Annotated in this window: 16 protein-coding genes; 14 read left to right on the top strand and 2 right to left on the bottom strand. The window is 55.7% G+C overall.

Features of this window, described 5'->3' with window-relative positions; genetic code table 11:
- The first annotated feature begins 111 nt into the window (after positions 1-111).
- From ACZ5MC_RS04850 to ACZ5MC_RS04795, 12 genes are all read left to right on the top strand, one after another.
- Positions 112-471, top strand: a complete 360-nt coding sequence (locus ACZ5MC_RS04850) for a hypothetical protein (RefSeq protein ID WP_464517160.1) — start codon at positions 112-114, stop codon at positions 469-471.
- An 85-nt stretch (positions 472-556) separates the two neighbouring features.
- The gene (locus ACZ5MC_RS04845) at positions 557-1,030 is read left to right on the top strand and encodes a hypothetical protein (RefSeq protein ID WP_464517159.1); all 474 of its coding nucleotides are present in this window, start codon (positions 557-559) and stop codon (positions 1,028-1,030) included.
- 298 nt (positions 1,031-1,328) lie between these two features.
- Positions 1,329-2,750 carry a Mu transposase domain-containing protein gene (locus ACZ5MC_RS04840; RefSeq protein ID WP_306599087.1) on the top strand — a complete coding sequence of 474 codons (1,422 nt, stop codon included), beginning with the start codon at positions 1,329-1,331 and terminating at the stop codon, positions 2,748-2,750.
- Positions 2,747-3,523 carry an IS21-like element helper ATPase IstB gene (istB, locus tag ACZ5MC_RS04835; RefSeq protein ID WP_306599086.1) on the top strand — a complete coding sequence of 259 codons (777 nt, stop codon included), beginning with the start codon at positions 2,747-2,749 and terminating at the stop codon, positions 3,521-3,523. The genes ACZ5MC_RS04840 and istB overlap by 4 nt, the downstream gene beginning before the upstream one ends.
- A 388-nt stretch (positions 3,524-3,911) precedes the next feature.
- A complete protein-coding gene (locus tag ACZ5MC_RS04830) occupies positions 3,912-4,376 on the top strand; it encodes a DUF3024 domain-containing protein (protein ID WP_464517158.1) in 465 nt (154 codons plus the stop codon).
- Between the two features lie 490 nt (positions 4,377-4,866).
- Positions 4,867-6,054 (top strand): ImmA/IrrE family metallo-endopeptidase, encoded by a 1,188-nt coding sequence (locus ACZ5MC_RS04825; RefSeq protein ID WP_464517157.1) that lies wholly within the window; start codon positions 4,867-4,869, stop codon positions 6,052-6,054.
- A complete protein-coding gene (locus ACZ5MC_RS04820) occupies positions 6,054-6,497 on the top strand; it encodes a hypothetical protein (RefSeq protein ID WP_464517156.1) in 444 nt (147 codons plus the stop codon). Before ACZ5MC_RS04825 ends, ACZ5MC_RS04820 begins: the two co-directional genes overlap by 1 nt.
- Positions 6,497-7,273, top strand: a complete 777-nt coding sequence (locus tag ACZ5MC_RS04815; protein WP_464517155.1) for an FRG domain-containing protein — start codon at positions 6,497-6,499, stop codon at positions 7,271-7,273. Before ACZ5MC_RS04820 ends, ACZ5MC_RS04815 begins: the two co-directional genes overlap by 1 nt.
- Before the next feature lie 147 nt (positions 7,274-7,420).
- Positions 7,421-7,765: a hypothetical protein gene (locus ACZ5MC_RS04810; protein ID WP_464517154.1), complete on the top strand. Its 345-nt coding sequence runs from the start codon at positions 7,421-7,423 to the stop codon at positions 7,763-7,765.
- Positions 7,765-8,439 carry a hypothetical protein gene (locus ACZ5MC_RS04805; RefSeq protein WP_464517153.1) on the top strand — a complete coding sequence of 225 codons (675 nt, stop codon included), beginning with the start codon at positions 7,765-7,767 and terminating at the stop codon, positions 8,437-8,439. Before ACZ5MC_RS04810 ends, ACZ5MC_RS04805 begins: the two co-directional genes overlap by 1 nt.
- Positions 8,440-8,692: 253 nt before the next feature.
- Positions 8,693-9,535: a tyrosine-type recombinase/integrase gene (locus ACZ5MC_RS04800; protein WP_306598614.1), complete on the top strand. Its 843-nt coding sequence runs from the start codon at positions 8,693-8,695 to the stop codon at positions 9,533-9,535.
- 3 nt (positions 9,536-9,538) lie between these two features.
- Positions 9,539-10,663 (top strand): IS91 family transposase, encoded by a 1,125-nt coding sequence (locus ACZ5MC_RS04795; protein ID WP_464516209.1) that lies wholly within the window; start codon positions 9,539-9,541, stop codon positions 10,661-10,663.
- A 563-nt stretch (positions 10,664-11,226) separates the two neighbouring features.
- On the opposite strand, the gene ACZ5MC_RS04790 is transcribed toward ACZ5MC_RS04795, so the two are convergent.
- Positions 11,227-11,646, bottom strand: coding sequence for a hypothetical protein (locus ACZ5MC_RS04790; RefSeq protein ID WP_464517152.1), 420 nt, complete (start codon positions 11,644-11,646; stop codon positions 11,227-11,229).
- 158 nt (positions 11,647-11,804) lie between these two features.
- On the opposite strand from ACZ5MC_RS04790, the gene ACZ5MC_RS04785 reads away from it, so the two are divergent.
- A complete protein-coding gene (locus tag ACZ5MC_RS04785) occupies positions 11,805-13,511 on the top strand; it encodes an IS1634 family transposase (RefSeq protein WP_464517151.1) in 1,707 nt (568 codons plus the stop codon).
- Positions 13,512-13,765: 254 nt separating this feature from the next.
- On the opposite strand, the gene ACZ5MC_RS04780 is transcribed toward ACZ5MC_RS04785, so the two are convergent.
- A complete protein-coding gene (locus ACZ5MC_RS04780; protein WP_464517774.1) occupies positions 13,766-13,927 on the bottom strand; it encodes a type I restriction enzyme endonuclease domain-containing protein in 162 nt (53 codons plus the stop codon).
- Between the two features lie 113 nt (positions 13,928-14,040).
- Between ACZ5MC_RS04780 and ACZ5MC_RS04775 the strand changes: the two genes are divergently transcribed.
- Positions 14,041-15,798, top strand: a complete 1,758-nt coding sequence (locus ACZ5MC_RS04775) for an AIPR family protein (RefSeq protein ID WP_464517150.1) — start codon at positions 14,041-14,043, stop codon at positions 15,796-15,798.
- Positions 15,799-16,026 lie beyond the last annotated feature (228 nt).

The following is a 16,026-nucleotide window of genomic DNA, read 5'->3' as shown; positions in this document are numbered from 1 at the left end:
CGGGATCGTGAGATTGAAGCTGAACGCCATGAAGTAGCCCTCTTCGCCCTGGACCGACTTGTGCGGTCTGGGGCTGATTATCAAAAAGCATGAATTGCATGAGGACCAGAGATGAAGGCTCTACTTGCTTGCTTTGTGGCTCTAGGAATCTACGCCTCGCCGCCTAGCACCTATGAAAAGGACCGCGCAAAACAACGCATCGAATATGCTGAGGAGGCAACCCGAATTGCCAAGGCTGAAGATAAGTGGATTGCCTTCACGACCCATGGCAAGTATGCAACCAGTCTCATTGTTCTCGCATTTGGTGGTCCCTGGACTCCCGAGGATGTTGATTCCTATCTGAAAAATCAAGGTCGGTTGAGAGAGATGCGGGATCTCGGAATCAAAGGGATCGCATTCGTCCAGGTGACTGGTAAAGGCAAGAAAGCGAAGTCGAACCTTTACGCTGCGTTCGAACTCAATCAACTCTAAAAATCAAGCAGCTCACCATATCAATCCGTATCTATATGCCGAAAGCTCATTCTGCAACAATGATGGAATTCATGAAAGAGCCACCATGACGGAACTATCACACGGGCTTTCTGGCGCATCTGGTGAATATTTTGTATGTGCAGAACTGTCCATGCGTGGATACCTTGCATCCTTGACAATCAAAAACGCTGACGGGATCGATGTCCTTGCTACGAAGCCGAATTCCGGTAGGGCGATTTCGATCCAAGTTAAAACAATCCAAGGCGTTAACCGTCACTGGGTCATGAACGAGAAACATGAGCACATCGAAAAGCCGGACCTGTTCTATGTTTTCGTGCGCCTGCTCAAGATCGGTCTTCGTCCAGAATTCCATGTCGTGCCCAGCGATGTTGTCGCTGCCCATGTCGTCGCTAGACATCAGGAGTGGATGGCGGGGGCCAAAAGGGATGGTAGCCCCAGGAAGGATACTTCCATGCGTGGATTCACGGATAAGGGCAACCAATACCTTGAAAGATGGGACCTCTTAGCCACTTCAAAGTCCACCCCTGCCACCCGGTAGGACGAACCATGCCGATCCCTGCCCGACGACACTGAGTAGTCCCCACTGCGGACAATTACACTTCCCCATCGGCTTGCCCATTCCGGGATAGCCAAGGGGACTCAGATGTCGGCACGGTACCCCATGGCCACCTGGCCTTGGGGAAGGCGGTGCCATGGGTCGGGTCACGGATCAGCAGGTGAGGCGTTTGAACGAGGAAATGGCGAAGCATGGCCAGGTCGGCAGGGCGGCGATGATGGCCAATATGGACCGTAAGACGGCGCGGAGTTACATACGGGCCAAGCAGTTTCCTTCGGAGATGCCGACGGAACGGGCCTGGCAGACCCGGGCGGATCCGTTCGCGGCGGACTGGCCGGAGGTTGCTGGCCGCCTAGCCGAGGCCCCGGAATTGGAGGCCAAGGGCCTGTTCGAGCACCTGATGCGCCAGCGGCCAGGGGTCTACCAGGAGGGCCAACTCCGGACCTTCCAGCGGCGGATCCAGGTCTGGCAGGCCCAGTTCGGCCCCGACAAGGAGGTGTTCTTTCCCCAGGACCACGTGCCGGGCGAAGCCATGCAGACGGATTTCACCTGGGCAACGGAGCTGAACGTGACGATCCATGGCGAGCCGTTCCCCCACATGCTCTGCCATGTAGTGCTGCCCTACTCCAACTGGGGCTGGATCACCGTGTGCCAGTCGGAGTCCATGCTGGCCCTGCGGCGGGGGATCCCGGCGGCCCTGGCCCAGCTGGGCCGGATCCCACTGTTCAGCCAGACCGACAACTCCACTTCCGCGACCCATAAGATCGCCGCCAGCGCTGCGGTCGAGGTGGAGATCACGGGGTCGGGAGAGGAGAAGTCCACGATTCACAGGACCCGCAGCCGGAAACCCCGGGCCTATAACGACGACTACTGGGACATGATGACCGGGCACTACGATGTCCAGGTGCGGACCATCAGCGTGGGCAAGTCTGAGCAGAACGGCGACGTGGAAGCCTCGAACAATGCCCTCAAGCGGCGCCTGCACCAGCACCTGCTGCTGCGCGGCCACCGGGATTTCCCTTCGGTGGAGGCGTGGGAAGCCTGGGCCCAGGGGGCCTGCGTAATGGCGAACGCCCGCCGCAAGCGGGTTCCCGAAGAACTGGCCGCCATGCGGCCCCTGCGGGTGGAGGCGTTCGCCGAGTTCGACGAATGGCGGATCAAGGTAAGCGAGGAAAGCACCCTGCTGGTGAAGCGGAACACCTACTCGGTGCCTCCGAAGTTGCTGGGCAAGTGGGTGCGGGTGCGGCTCTACGAGATGACGCTGGAGGTCTGGTTCGCAGACCGGCGGTTGCTGGTGATCCCCAGGCTGCTGGGGGAGTACCGGACCCGCATCGACTACCGCCACGTGGTCAAGGCGATGCTCAAGAAACCGGGCGCCTTTGCCCAATACCGGCACCGGGCGGACCTGTTCCCGGGGCCGGTCTGGCACCAAGCCCTGGAAGCTCTACAGAAGGGACTGGGCGAGCGCCGGGGCGAAGTGGCCTACCTGCGCAACCTCAACCTGGCCGCCGAGGAAATGGAGTGCGATGTCGAGGCGGCCCTGGTGCTGCTGATGGCGGAGGGCATCATCCCGGAGCCGGCGCGCGTGCAGGACCTGATGGGGCTGGGTAGACCCACCGAGATTCCGGACATGCCGGCCCTGGTGGTGGACCTGGGCGGGTTTGACGCGTTGCTGACGGAGCGGCTGGAGGAGGCGGTATGAGCAAGGAAGCGCGTCGGCAACTGGGGGACATGCTGCGGGAGCTCAACCTGACCGGGGTGGCGGCGACTTACGGGGAAGCCGGGAAACGGGCTGAGAAGGAGGGCTGGGCTTTCGATCGGTTCCTGCACCACCTGATGGAACTGGAACTGGAGCAGCGGCGCCAGAAGCGCCTGGAACGGGTACTCAAGGCCGCCAAGCTCCCGGTCGGCAAGACCCTGGCCACCCTCAAGCAGGACCTCCTGCCCGTGAAGGTCCGCCGGCAGATGGCGACCCTGATCGAAGGCGGGTTCGTCGACCGGGGCGAGAACCTGCTGGCCTTTGGCCTCCCGGGCCGGGGCAAGACGCACCTCGTCTGCGCTCTGGGGGCGGAATTGATCCAGCGGGGCTACAAGGTGTATTTCACGCCAGCCTACGCCCTGGTCCAGCGCCTGCTGATCGCCAAGCAGGGCCTGGGCCTGGAGCGCGAGATGCGCCGACTGGACGCATTCGACGCGATCATCATCGACGACATCGGCTATATCCAGCAGACCCGAGACGAGACCGAGGTTCTGTTCACCCTCCTGGCTGAGCGCTATGAGCGGCGTACCGTGATCATCACCTCGAACCTGGTGTTTTCCCAGTGGGACCGGATATTCAAGGACCCCATGACGACGGCGGCGGCCATCGACCGAATCATCCACCACTGCGTGATCCTGGAACTGAACGGCACCAGCTACCGGGCCGATGCGGCCAAGGCACGGATGCCCCAGCCTGAGGAATCCGCATCAGCCTGACCCCCCCCCAGACCCCCCCGGCGCCGGTCCCTGCTCGGGCGCGGATTTCCCATGGAAGGCGGGGCCCCTCCCATGGAAAACCGCAAAGGGCGCGGTTTCCCACGGGCCCCGCCCCCCGTTCCACGGGAAACCCGCCTCCCTCGGCCTGCGGCTGGAAACCGCATGCGCGGTTCCCACAGGGTCCGGCGCCAAGGGCGCAGCAGCAGCAGGTGTCCATTTGTAATTGTCGTCGGGTCTGCTTTTACCACCCGTGCCCATGGCGATGCCAGGGAAGAACAGGTAAGCCAGCGGCTCCGCCGCGGCCCTGGCGATGGGGAATTGTAATTGTCGTTGGGCCGGAATTTACCTCATCTGAAATTCGACCGAGGGCACACGATTGCCTCACGTAATGACCCGACCGAAATTCCAAGTCCAAGCGCCCAAGAACTTGGTAAGCCGGCTGCTACGCAGCGGCCCCTCGATGGGGAATTGTAATTGTCGTCGATGGGGAATTGGCGTTGACGTCGGGCAGATCCCTACTTCCCTCAAGCAAACCGTAGATCAGGAACTCACTGCCTACTGCGAACAGAAGGTGCCTATGTGGGTGCGCGACAAGGTGCGCCTGGTGCATCGGTGGCACGGAGCCAAGGTAATGCTTGTTGAACAGCGCCCCTATTGGAAGGATGAATCCGCCCCGTGGATCGACAGCCCTGTGGTTCAGTTTCGATATCATGACGACACCGACGACTGGACCATCTTCTGGCGGGATCGTAATCAGCGGTGGCACCCCTATGAACCACATCCTGGTTCACGCAGCATCACACGCCTTCTTGCTGAAATTGACCAGGATCCAACGGGGATATTCTGGGGTTGATATGCCCCGGTTGCATGTGAGGGTCCTGGACTTTTGTAACCCGTCCTCTGCACCTTTAGCACCTGCTCAACCCCTTCGATAGACATCACCCCATTCGACCCGCCAGGAAGCGTTCTAGGGGCGTCCCAGGTGGATGTAAGGTTGTTCCGGATTCCCCCCATGAGCCTGACGGGGAAGTCCTGAAAACTTGCCAATTCTGCCCATGAGACCGAGTCGCTACCGTTCGGAGGCAGATTTCGACCGTTTGGGCATTAGCATCGATGGGAACGGTGTGTTCCTGGGAAACTTCTTTTACACGAAATTTCTGGACGTCTCAGGAAAGGATCCAATGCCCCGCGAGAGTGCCCGAATCCACCTCATTCACAATCTCAAGCCGGGAAAAAGGTATTTTGATGATCTTGATTTGTCGCCAATAGGACTTTTCCCCTTCCCATCCTCACCAGTAAGCTGCTGAAGTGAACGCAAGTGAAAAGCCCTATCGGAGCATCGCATGTCGGTTTCACCTATTGCGCTTGCAACCCCAGCCCTCCTGGAATGGGCTAGGAAATCTGCCGGATTTAGCCTTGAAGGACTTGCAGCCTCGCTCAATGAAGATCCTGAAACCATCCGGGGTTGGGAATCAGGTATTGCTTCTCTTACGATCAGTCAGCTTAAGGACTTCGCCAAGAGGACCAAACGGAGTCTCGCTGTTTTCTACATGCCCGAGCCGCCTGTCGTCGAGCTTGAAATTCGGGATTTTAGGATCATAGGAGACGATGAGGAGGACCTGTTCGCCCCATCTGGACCTCTGGTTCAGGAGTTCAAGAGAGTCTGCGAGAGGCAAACAAATCTTCGGGAGATGTTTGAAAAAGGAATCATCAGCAAGGCTTCCGAAATGCCCTCTGTGGACCGCGCCGAAATGACTTCTTCTGCTACTAGGGTTCGAGAGTGGTTGGGCATTGGAGAGAAGGACTTCCACACACACCACCAACCTCATGATGCATACAGATTCCTTCGAAGCTTGCTTGAAGCCAAAGGCATCTGGGTCTTCCAGAGCATCGGTGTCCAGGTAGAGGATGTGCGAGGGTTTGCCATCTATGATCCCGATATTCCCATCGTGGTCGTGAATGGCACAGACTACCCCTATGCTCGGAACTTCACCCTCATTCACGAATTGGGGCACCTACTTCTGAAAGAAAGGACGGTCTGCGACCTAAAGGGGTTCTATAACCGAAAGGTAAAGCAGAACAGGGAAGAGCAATTCTGCAATAAGCTCGCAGTCGAAGTTCTAATGCCCAAGCATATCATTCGCAAAGAAGAATTCGTTAGGACCTTTGGATCTAACCATGATTTCGAGCTTCCTATTGTTAAGAAGCTAGCTGACCGATTTGGAGTGAGCCAAGAGGCAATGCTGATCCGACTGGGCGAGTTATCCCTTATAGAGAAGCCTCTACAAGAGGAACGGCTAGCCGAATTGCGAGAAAAGAATCGAAGAAGCCCTGGTCCATCCGGTGGGGACTATTACGCCACTGTCGCCTCTAGAATGGGGAGGAGGTATATCAAGACTGTTGTCGAAGCGTTGGATGCCCGTATGATCACTCCAACCCAGTGCTTTCACTTCCTTGGTCGGGTTAAACAGACGAACATTAGGAAGCTATATGCTCAGGCAACCATGGGCTCCTCCAGGGAGGCGAGCTGATGAGCGAAGTCATAATCGATGCGGATACTGCTACCGGCTTGTGGGAAGCGCAGGCGGAGAACCCAAGGCTGTGGGAAGGGTTTCTTCGGCGGCTGGGGGAAAGGAAACTCGTCATCTTTGAGGAGGCACTGCGCGAGGTCCACGATGTCAATGAGGAAGTTTACGATTTATTAAAGACAAGCCGCATAAAGGTTCTTCCCATGAATCAGGAAATCCAAGGGGTCACGCGGCAAATACTTGAAGCTTATCCAACTCTTGTCAATCCATTCCTACAGAGTGGGCAGTCATTGGTTTTCTCTCTTGCTGCATCTATTACTTCGGGTCTTCCGATCCTTGCATTGGGGAAAAATGATGCTCGGATGGCAAGTCATCCCGACTTCAGCAGCGTCATAGATAACTTCAATATTCGCCGGACGCGACCATCATGGCTTCGGGGTGATTGATGGCAAATTCCCCGGTTGAGGAAACGATCTCTACCCTAGCAGGATTTGTAGAATTCCTGGCAGACAAGTGCGATGGTCGGAATCGCCTATATCGAGGACAGCGTGTTGATAAGGAGCTCACGCCCAAAATCGCCAGGATCACCCCTCAAAAGGACTCGCTGACGGCTGAGTCTAGGATGTTTTCTGATTTTCGTCGGCAGGTGGTCCCTTACCTGGAGTTTGGAGAACGGGGTGATTTGGAGTTGCTTGCTTTGGCACAGCACCATGGAATGGCAACACGGCTGCTCGACTGGAGTGAAAACCCCTTTGTCGCTCTCTGGTTTGCTGTAGAACGGGAAGCAGAGAAGGATAAGAACGGTGTGGTTTGGATTTTGAAGACGGCTACGAGGATGTTTACCGATGACAAGCCCCGGTTTGATCCATTCAAAATCTCGAAAACTTTTTTGTATCGTCCCAAACATATTGCACGCCGCATCACAGCTCAGTTCGGTTGCTTCTCGGTGCATCACCACACGGAAGAGAAGGGGTATGTCCCTCTCGACAAGGACGCAGAATATCAAAAAGCTTTAATCAAGGTGACCATTCCCGGTGGCAAATTCGGATTGCTTCGGAAAGAACTAGACCGGGTTGGCTTCAATGCAGCGTCCATTTTCCCTGATATCAACGGACTTTGCCGTCATATCCAATGGCAGCACTCCCTTGAGAGAGATGAAAACTGGGGCGCCCTCGCCGACCTGGGTATTGTTTTGCCACCGCGCTTAAATCTGACACGCTGAACTTCTCAAACATAGATTGCAAAATCCAGGAGGAAACTTCTAGTTAGGCACAACGCTTTCCGCTTATCCATCAAAGGAACAGCCATGAGTCTACAATTACTCAACTCGACATTGGAAGAACTCCCTTGGTCTCTTAAAGATCAAATAATGACATATGCAGAAACGGTCAAAGGGGCACTACCTAGCATTTTCAAAGAAGCCGATGTGGAGTTTGACAACGACAAATCTGATCGGATTATCTTTATTGTAGGAATAAAAAAACTATATTCCATCATAAGCAGTAACGATTGGATCCTTAAAAGCTCAGCCGCCCTTTTAGAAAAGAATGATGTGGGAAGAATTAGGTTCGGAGGGACCGATTTCTCCAGGGATGGGGAATTCTACTCGGAACTCCGGAGCCTAAACCGAGCACTAGATAAAATTCTTCAAGAAAATCAGATCAAAGACCTAATAGCACTTAATTATATAACTCTTATTAAGACCGAATTATGATGGATATTATTGCGCTACAAAAAGCCATCAAAGCAGTTATCAGGCGGCATTCGACTGCGTTTATGCAACTAGGTTCCAACCAATCCAAATTGCTAGAACTAGGCTCCATAGTTGGGACTGCTGAGCATTTTCGCTCTCTTGGGTATTCGATTAGTGTTATTAACCCGGGTGGCAAAAGCGACTTTATCGCCAAGGTTAGCACAAGAGGTTTCCCATGGAACTTCTCCCGCATCATGGTTGTGAATGGTCCAACCAGTTACGAGCTTCACATGAATTTAATGGTTCAAAGCGCGCATGACCAAGGCGTATATTGTGTTGATGTTGGTGTTGTGATCCCTGGCAGCATACCTTCGGTGCCTCAGAAGGCGCCATGGGTATGCGTTGCCAATAAACAGCTTTTAACATTTGCAGAAGCCAAGAAATTAGTAATATATCCAATGCTGTTGGCGCAGTTCATTGGAATTGTCCACGAGATTAAACCTGAATATCTCGATCCTTCCAATACGAAAGCAAGCCCGATGCCTCCAACGCTAATTGCTTTGGGTCATTTTTCAGGGAATTCTACGGTAATAGTGAACGCTTATCCTACGCGAGGGTTTAACGTTCGAGTCGTAGAAAACTTTGACCACCGGTTGAGCTTGGTTAACTTAGGCGTTGTCGCAAGCCCCTTTTGAGGCAAATGCCTTCGATTTGAAATCACCACCTTGAACAGATGTCGACGGACGGCATTGTCAACCTGGGGGGTTGGGGGGGATAGCAGAAAGTGAAGTGAAACGAGTTTCCTCTTGAACGAAGCCGCTTCGCGGCAGGGTGAAAAACGCCCGTCCAGTCCGGTCGCTCACCGGGGGACTTGCGGAAGTATATAAAAGCAGGCTCCTTGGTTATGGCGGTGTGTCAGCACCGTCCCCATAACCAAGGAGGAACTGCATGCGTGCAGATAGTGTATCTCTGTCCAGATTTTCCGGCGATCTCCGAATGGCGGGCCGGGCGGAAAGAACCATCGAGTTGTATGTCGCTTCGGCCCGGCGTTTCGAGGAGTTCCTCGGCCAGGACCTGCCGGATGCGAGCCAGGAGGCGATTCGGCGCTGGGTTGACCATCTCCGCGGCCAGGCGGTCGGGGCGTCCCGGCTTGGGCAGCATTACTCGGCCCTGAAATTTCTCTATTCAAGGACACTGGGCCAGCCGGAGAAGGTGGCCTGGATCACCATCCCCAAGGCCAAGGCGCACCTGCCCTCGATCCTCGGCCGGCCTGAGATCCAGCGGCTCCTGGACGGGTTCACGACCGCCAAGTACCGCATGTTCTTCACCCTGATCTATGCCACCGGCTTGCGTATCAATGAGGCCAGCCTGCTGGAAACCCGTGATATTGATGCCATGCAGAAGGTCATCCATGTCCGCCATGGCAAGGGTGGCAAGGAGCGGATGGTGCCCATGGACGGCAAGCTCTACGGGTTGCTGCGGACCTACTACAAGCACGAGCAGCCGCCGAAACCCTGGTTGTTCGCCTCCAAGTTGGGCAACCCCATCTGCCCTGAGACGGCGCGCCGGGCCCTGTTGTGCGCGGCAGCCGCCTCCGGCATCGGCAAGATCGTGGGTCCGCACATGCTCCGCCACGCCTTCGCCACCCATCTGCTGGAGAACGGGGAGGACCTGCGCCGGATCCAGGTTGTCCTGGGCCACGGCAGCATCCGGTCCACTCAGATCTACACCCAGGTCGCACCAAGCCAGGTTGCTGCCATCCGCAGCCCGTTGGAAGACCTGCCGGATTGAGGCGTGGGGCCCCGGCCCCGGTTCGACATCGGCGAGATCGTCCGCAGGCACCGCCCCGCCCTGGAGGCCAGGCATCACCTTGCCCCGGGACAGAAGAAGGTGCTGACCGCGATCAGTCGTTGCCGCACCGCCGCCCTCGGCGGCCACAAGCTGGTCTGCGAGCACGGCGACTATGAGCGGATCGCCTACAACTCCTGCCGGGACCGGCACTGCCCGAAGTGCCAGGCCCTGGCCCAGGAGAAGTGGATCGCCGCGCGCAGTCGACGGATCCTGGCCATTGGCCACTTCCACGTGGTGTTCACCCTGCCGGCTGAACTGCGGGCTCTGGCCCGGCTCCACCCGGCCGAGGTCTACCAAGCCATGCTGCGCGCCGTGGCCGATACGCTTCTGGAGCTGGGCAGGACCCGCAAGGGCCTGACCTTTGGCCTGACTCTGATCCTGCATACCTGGACCCGGGAACTGGCCTTCCACCCCCATGTCCACGCGCTGGTCAGCACCGGCGGCCTGAGCCTGGATGGCGGCCGTTTCATCCGGCTCAAGCACCGCTACCTGTTTCCCCTGAAGATGCTGGGCGACGTGTTCCGCGGCAAGGTCCTGGCCGCCCTGGGGGCCGCCCGGGATGGGGGCAAGTTCCCGGAACGTACCGTGGCCGCCTACGCCCAGTTGATCGCACAGGTGAAAGAGAAGCGCTGGATCGCCTACGTCAAGAAGCCGTTCCGCAAGTCCGGCCACGTGCTCCATTACCTCGGGCGCTATACCCACCGGGTGGGCATCGCCAATTCCCGGTTGGTGGATGTCACGGACGACCAGGTGACCTTTCGCACCAAGCACGGCCTCACCGCGACCCTGGAGCCGCCGGAATTCCTCCACCGCCTGGTCCAGCACGTCCTCCCCCCGGGCTTCCGAAAAATCCGCCACGCCGGCCTCTACGCCGCCGCCCAGCCCGGAGGTCTGTTGGACCAGGCCCGGCAGGCCCTGGGCGAGACCAAGGTCAAGGCAACTCCATCCCCGGTGACATGGCTGGAGCAAGAGATGCGCGCCTGCCCTGTCTGCGGCGGCATGCTCCACCGGGTCCGCCTGGATCCCACCGCCCCCCGGGCACCTCCCGAAGTTGACGCCCCATGCTGACCGTCCCCACAACGACCAGGCTTTCTCGCGCCGCAACCTGCCACCACGGTGGGCTGGAGAGGGTCTGCTCATGGACAGGAGCGGAACCATCGCGGCCAGAACAGAGCGTGAAATCGAAGGTCAGGGAGACGATGGCCAAGGCGTTTCCACCATCCTCAGGCGGCCTGCCAAGCTCGATTTGCCCATAGCAGCCCAGTCGCGCCGGCCCCTGCCGCTCCGGGCTTGTTCAAGACCGTAAATCGGGTTGCGCGTCATCGCACCGACCCAGCCGAAGGCCTGGGTTCCGCGAACCCGATTTACTGACTATTAAGCCAACGAGAACATCCTTGTATTGAAAGTGTCAAGACTCTTGGGACAATCCATACAAAATGGTCCACGTGGCTTCTGAATCCCCTCGGGGTATTGGTAGGCTCGTCTAGCGTTCTTGTATTGCTTATCCCTAACCTGGGTTTATTTTTGGGGATTTCATGATGCCATGTCCAAGTTTATGGCACAGGACCGCAGCGGGCTTAGCGTGATTCGGGAAGGCGCCGCCATGGGCGGAAGCGAGAATCCCATCCCGGTTAGGCAGATTTGGTTCGATTCCTTGCGACCAGGAACTCTGAGACCTTGTCCTGGATTTCCGCATCGGTGAGCCCAACCTGCTTGCACGTTTCGATGGTGTTGGTGATTGCTTCAAGGGTTGCGATTCTCACGGGTTGGAGGGCTTCCTGGACATCGACGATCCTGCTCCAGATCTTGCGCCAGTGGGCAAATCTACCCTTGCTTTGCTTCACGCTTTGCAACGCGCCCTGTCCTTTCAACCCTGGAGTATTCTGCCAGGTTTCGTGATCGGCATGAATTTGAGCGGCGACAGTCCTGCTTGAGACGATTGTAAATTCTGGTGGCGGGGCTAGCAGTAAATCACCTTGCAACACCGGGAGGTAGATGAAGATGAAGACATCCGAGCGGATCTTGCCCTGGTCCTCATCCTTCTGGTTCATGATCCATCGCCCCCGTGGTTGTTTCCCTCCCTTGGCCCGAAGTTCTTAGCGGAATTGCGGCTCGATGCCTGTGGCAATGCGGATCTTCAGCGATTACTTCAAAAACGTAGTCATGTAAATATCCTTGACGGACCTATTGGCGGGCCTATGCTTGTGGTATGTACATCACAACGATTCCGAATAGAACATCGCCTCCTGCGATCCTTCTGCGGGAAAGCTTTCGTGAGGATGGCAAGGTTAAAAACCGGACTCTGGCCAATCTGAGTGACTGGGCTCCAGAACGGATCGAGGCCCTCAAGGTCGTCCTGCGCGACGGCAACCTCGCCACGGGCGCAGAACCGGAACTGGGGCCTTCCTTGCCCCACGGGCACGTGGCCGCGGTGCTTGGCATGGTTCGATCCTTGGGCCTGGACCGCCTGCTCCATGGCCGCCGGCACCGGATGCGAGAGCTCAGCCTCGCCCTGGTCGCCGGACGGATTCTGGAACCCTCCAGCAAGCTCTCCCTGGCCCAGGGACTCCAGCCGGGGGCGGAGCACTCCACCCTGGGCCAGGAACTGGTGCTGGGCGACGTGGACGAGAACGAGTTCTACGAGGTCATGGACTGGCTCCTGGAACGCCAGCCCCGCATTGAGGCGGAGCTGGCCAAGCGGCATCTGGGCGAGGGCTGTACGGTCCTCTACGACCTAAGCAGTTCCTATTTCGAAGGCAGGTGCTGTCCTCTGGCTCAGCACGGTTACTCTCGCGACAAGCGCGAGGATCGGCCCCAGATCAACTACGGCCTGCTCTGTAATTTCGAGGGTGTCCCGATCGCCATTGAGGTGGTGGAAGGCAAGGTCGGCGATCCCAAGACCGTCCCGGCCCAGGTGGCCAAGCTCAAGGAGCGGTTCGGGTTGAAGCGGGTTGTGGTGGTGGGCGATCGGGGCATGATCACCGAGGCCCGGATCCGGGAGGATGTCCAGGAGGCCGGCTACGATTGGATCACGGCGTTGCGCCACGGCAGCATCCAACCACTCCTGGCAGCCAGGTTGATCCAGCCCAGCCTGTTCGATGAGCGTGGGCTGGCGGAGATCACCCACCCTGACTATCCGGGAGAACGCCTTATCGCCTGCTTCAATCCCTTCATGAAAGAGGAGCGGGAACGGAAGCGGGAAATCCTGCTCCAGCTCACCGAAGCGGCCCTGCAGAAGGTGGAGGACGCCTGCAAGCGAGAGAGGAACCCCCTGCGGGGCAAGGCGGAGATCGGCCTGAAGGCCGGGGCGGCCCTGGCCCGGTTCAAGATGGGGAAGTATTTCAAGGTGCGGGTCGAGGACGACCGCATGGGTTTCCTGCGCAAGAGCGTGATCCTGGACCAGGAAGCCGCCATGGACGGGATCTACGTGATCCGTACGTCCGTGCCCAAAGAGGTGCTCGGCGACCAGGAGGCGGTCCTGGCCTATAAGCAGTTGGCCAAGGTGGAGCGGGCGTTCCGGACGCTCAAGTCGGTGGACCTGCAGGTTCGACCGATCTATCACCACCTGGAGCGACGGGTGAAGGCCCATCTCTTTCTCTGCATGCTGGCCTACTACGTGGAATACCACCTGCGCCAGGCTTGGAAGGGGCTCCTCTACCATGACGAGGATGGCAGCCAGCGGAAGACGCCGGTCGCACCCGTGGAACCCAGCGCCGCAGCCAAGGCCAAGAAGGCCTCAGGCCGCTCAAAGGACGGGTTCCCGCTGCAGACCTTCCGCGGCCTCATGCAGACCCTGGCCACCCTCTCCAAGGCCACCGTGCAACTCGGCCAGGATGGACCCACCTACCCGCGGACTTCGAAAATGACTAAGCTCCAAGCCAAGGCTTTCGACCTGCTCGGCCTCAAAGAAGTGTAGACAGTAGCGGTACCACCAAAATCCCCAAGAAGCCCATGTGCCTCAAGGGGATTTTTAATTATTCAGTATGGAACTTCGGCTTGGCGGTCTTCACCTGAATGCGAATCGTTTTTCCGCTCCCGGGGTGGTGTGCTAGGAGGTCAATGCCAGGCGCATTCCCACGCGTCAGTGCGACTAAAAATCCGCGTCGGGATAGTTCTGCTGCCGCGAAATGCTCACCTGCAATGCCGGTTAGGTTTGCCATGTTTCACCCCCTATGCGACCCATGCTTCTGACAACGCCTCCGCCTGTTTCAGCACCAGCTCCACCGCTCCCAATTCCATATCGGGCGAATGTTTATGCCGCCTGAGGATGAGTTTCACGCGCACCCGAATTGTATATCGGAAGGGTCCCTGAACTGACCGATCTGTCCGGATGTGGTTCCATCAGTAGCGAGGTGACTCCCTGGCAATTTCAATCCTGATCCAGACGGAAGGTTGCGCTATGATGGGCACACGTTTTTAACGAGAACAAATTCGTGGAGGGCAAGATGTCACTGAATGATCCTGTGTATCCCAGTGATCTAGAGTCGGTGGAAAATTTCAGTCAAGCAATCGAAGAACAATTCTGCCTACTCCCAAATACTGAAAAGGGTGAGAAATTTTACAAACTTGGAACAGGATTAGCCTTTTCAATTGATACGTTTGTTTCGAAGTTCAGCGATCCTCTCAAGAATCAGAAAAGTCACGATGGTGGAATTGATTTTGTCTCGGAAATGCCTGGGACCAATGTGAAACTTTATGGACAATCCAAGTTATCGATACAAACCAAGGACCATTTGGCAGAAATATTTGATGATTTCTACAGAATAGAAGGAATTAGCGGCGGTCCGCGTGACTCTGTGAAGGGCATGCCACTACCCTATGACAAACCAGAGAATCACTATGTAATAATTACCGCATCACACATTGATAATTTATTAAAAAAATATGAAGGGGCTGGCTTCCCATCCTTTGACCATTTCTATAAACAGGTAAAAGCCGATGGAAGGATTCATATTATCCAAAGGCATAACTTATTTGAGATGAGTAAAAATCTATACCGGCGTCAGTTCCTACCGCCTCGCGAGATCTTCTTGTCGAGCCCAAGCGGCTTTATTCGACACCAAAATGTATTTCATGGAGTGATCCCCGCGAGTAATCTTCGAAAGTTATATGAGGAATATGGAGAAAGCCTCTTCTTTGAGAATATCCGAGACTTTCTCGGTATTCCAAAATTTTCAAAAGATGAAAGGACCTCCGTTAATGTAGACATATGGGAGACCCTCGAAGACCAGCCTGAAAAAATGTTAGAACGAAATAATGGGGTTACCTTTCGCGGCGAAAAGGTCATTCCGCAGGGCACCCAAAATGATGGAAGGCATTTGCTTAAGATTGTCAATGGCGGGATCGTCAACGGGTGCCAAACTACAACCTGTGCTGCCGTCATTCCTCTGCTTTCAGATAAGGCATTTGTCTCTGTTAAAATTGTTGAAACAACTGACCCTTCGGAAAGTTGGGATGTTGCAAGGTCGACAAACACCCAGAATTCAATATCCAAAATCGATCTGGACCTTGCTGAATATTTACGCCCACAATTCATTAAAAAACTGGCAGCAAAGCACGGCATTTGCATTGAGGATGAGGGCAACAGATTTACGAGTATTGTTGGATCAATTTACCAAACGAAAGCGAGCGTCAGCCTAATTAAGCACTTGGCAATTGGTTTATTCTCAAACAATTCCCCTCAGGGCATGTTTCAACCAGCCTATGACCTCATTGATGTTAAAACTTTAAGGCAATTTTCATCCGAACAGGAAAGGTGCGAATTGCTTTACGGTGCTCTCTTTAAGTTGGGGAGCCGAATTTCTGAGGCAAGGGAATCTGCTGAAGCCAGAATGCAAGAAAAAGACAGGAAGCTTTTCCATAGATTCTTCAATCAAGATAAAGCCTACTGTTGCTATATCGGGTTGATCGCCTGCATGGCATCTTATCCAGAAGGGATCATGGACAATTACAATAACCGAATGGAATGGCTTGACGGATTTTTAAGTCATATCAACTCATTTCTTAACATTCAAGATGGCACACTAAAATCCTTCTCTGACATTTACTACAGAACGATGGTCAATCTTGCAAAGATGATTTTCATTAAAGAGGAAGATGGCTCTGAAGACGAGATTGCTCAGAAAATGTCTAGTAATATTCGTAGTTCTAAAGTCATGCCCGCAGATCGTTTGATCAGAATGGTAAAAATGGATTTAGCTTAGCAGGCTTGCTCTAAGCGACTTCTCAACGGGCGCCTATTCCTCAGGGTGATGCCGTTCCTAAACACTGAGCGCAATCTCGTTTTGACGCGCTTAAACTACCAAAACCGATATCGGCAACAGCCGTTCTCTCCCATTCGTGACTAACCAAGCGTGTCAGCACGACAGCGGCACTTGTTAGCTTTGACCCCTTTCTCAACATTAATTGTGCCTGAGGGGATGCACTGGTTG

It is taken from the genome of Mesoterricola sp. JemC181, assembly GCF_055384585.1.
The sequence above is the reverse complement of the archived record's forward strand: the minus strand, read 5'-3'. Positions and strand labels throughout refer to the sequence as shown.

Bases quoted from the DNA above. Each gene is read 5' to 3' on its own strand.
- ACZ5MC_RS04850 (WP_464517160.1), top strand. From the start codon at position 112: ATGAAGGCTCTACTTGCTTGCTTTGTGGCTCTAGGAATCTACGCCTCG.
- ACZ5MC_RS04845 (WP_464517159.1), top strand. From the start codon at position 557: ATGACGGAACTATCACACGGGCTTTCTGGCGCATCTGGTGAATATTTT.
- ACZ5MC_RS04840 (WP_306599087.1), top strand. From the start codon at position 1,329: ATGCCGACGGAACGGGCCTGGCAGACCCGGGCGGATCCGTTCGCGGCG.
- istB (WP_306599086.1), top strand. From the start codon at position 2,747: ATGAGCAAGGAAGCGCGTCGGCAACTGGGGGACATGCTGCGGGAGCTC.
- ACZ5MC_RS04830 (WP_464517158.1), top strand. From the start codon at position 3,912: ATGACCCGACCGAAATTCCAAGTCCAAGCGCCCAAGAACTTGGTAAGC.
- ACZ5MC_RS04825 (WP_464517157.1), top strand. From the start codon at position 4,867: ATGTCGGTTTCACCTATTGCGCTTGCAACCCCAGCCCTCCTGGAATGG.
- ACZ5MC_RS04820 (WP_464517156.1), top strand. From the start codon at position 6,054: ATGAGCGAAGTCATAATCGATGCGGATACTGCTACCGGCTTGTGGGAA.
- ACZ5MC_RS04815 (WP_464517155.1), top strand. From the start codon at position 6,497: ATGGCAAATTCCCCGGTTGAGGAAACGATCTCTACCCTAGCAGGATTT.
- ACZ5MC_RS04810 (WP_464517154.1), top strand. From the start codon at position 7,421: ATGACATATGCAGAAACGGTCAAAGGGGCACTACCTAGCATTTTCAAA.
- ACZ5MC_RS04805 (WP_464517153.1), top strand. From the start codon at position 7,765: ATGGATATTATTGCGCTACAAAAAGCCATCAAAGCAGTTATCAGGCGG.
- ACZ5MC_RS04800 (WP_306598614.1), top strand. From the start codon at position 8,693: ATGCGTGCAGATAGTGTATCTCTGTCCAGATTTTCCGGCGATCTCCGA.
- ACZ5MC_RS04790 (WP_464517152.1), bottom strand. From the start codon at position 11,646: ATGAACCAGAAGGATGAGGACCAGGGCAAGATCCGCTCGGATGTCTTC.
- ACZ5MC_RS04785 (WP_464517151.1), top strand. From the start codon at position 11,805: ATGTACATCACAACGATTCCGAATAGAACATCGCCTCCTGCGATCCTT.
- ACZ5MC_RS04775 (WP_464517150.1), top strand. From the start codon at position 14,041: ATGTCACTGAATGATCCTGTGTATCCCAGTGATCTAGAGTCGGTGGAA.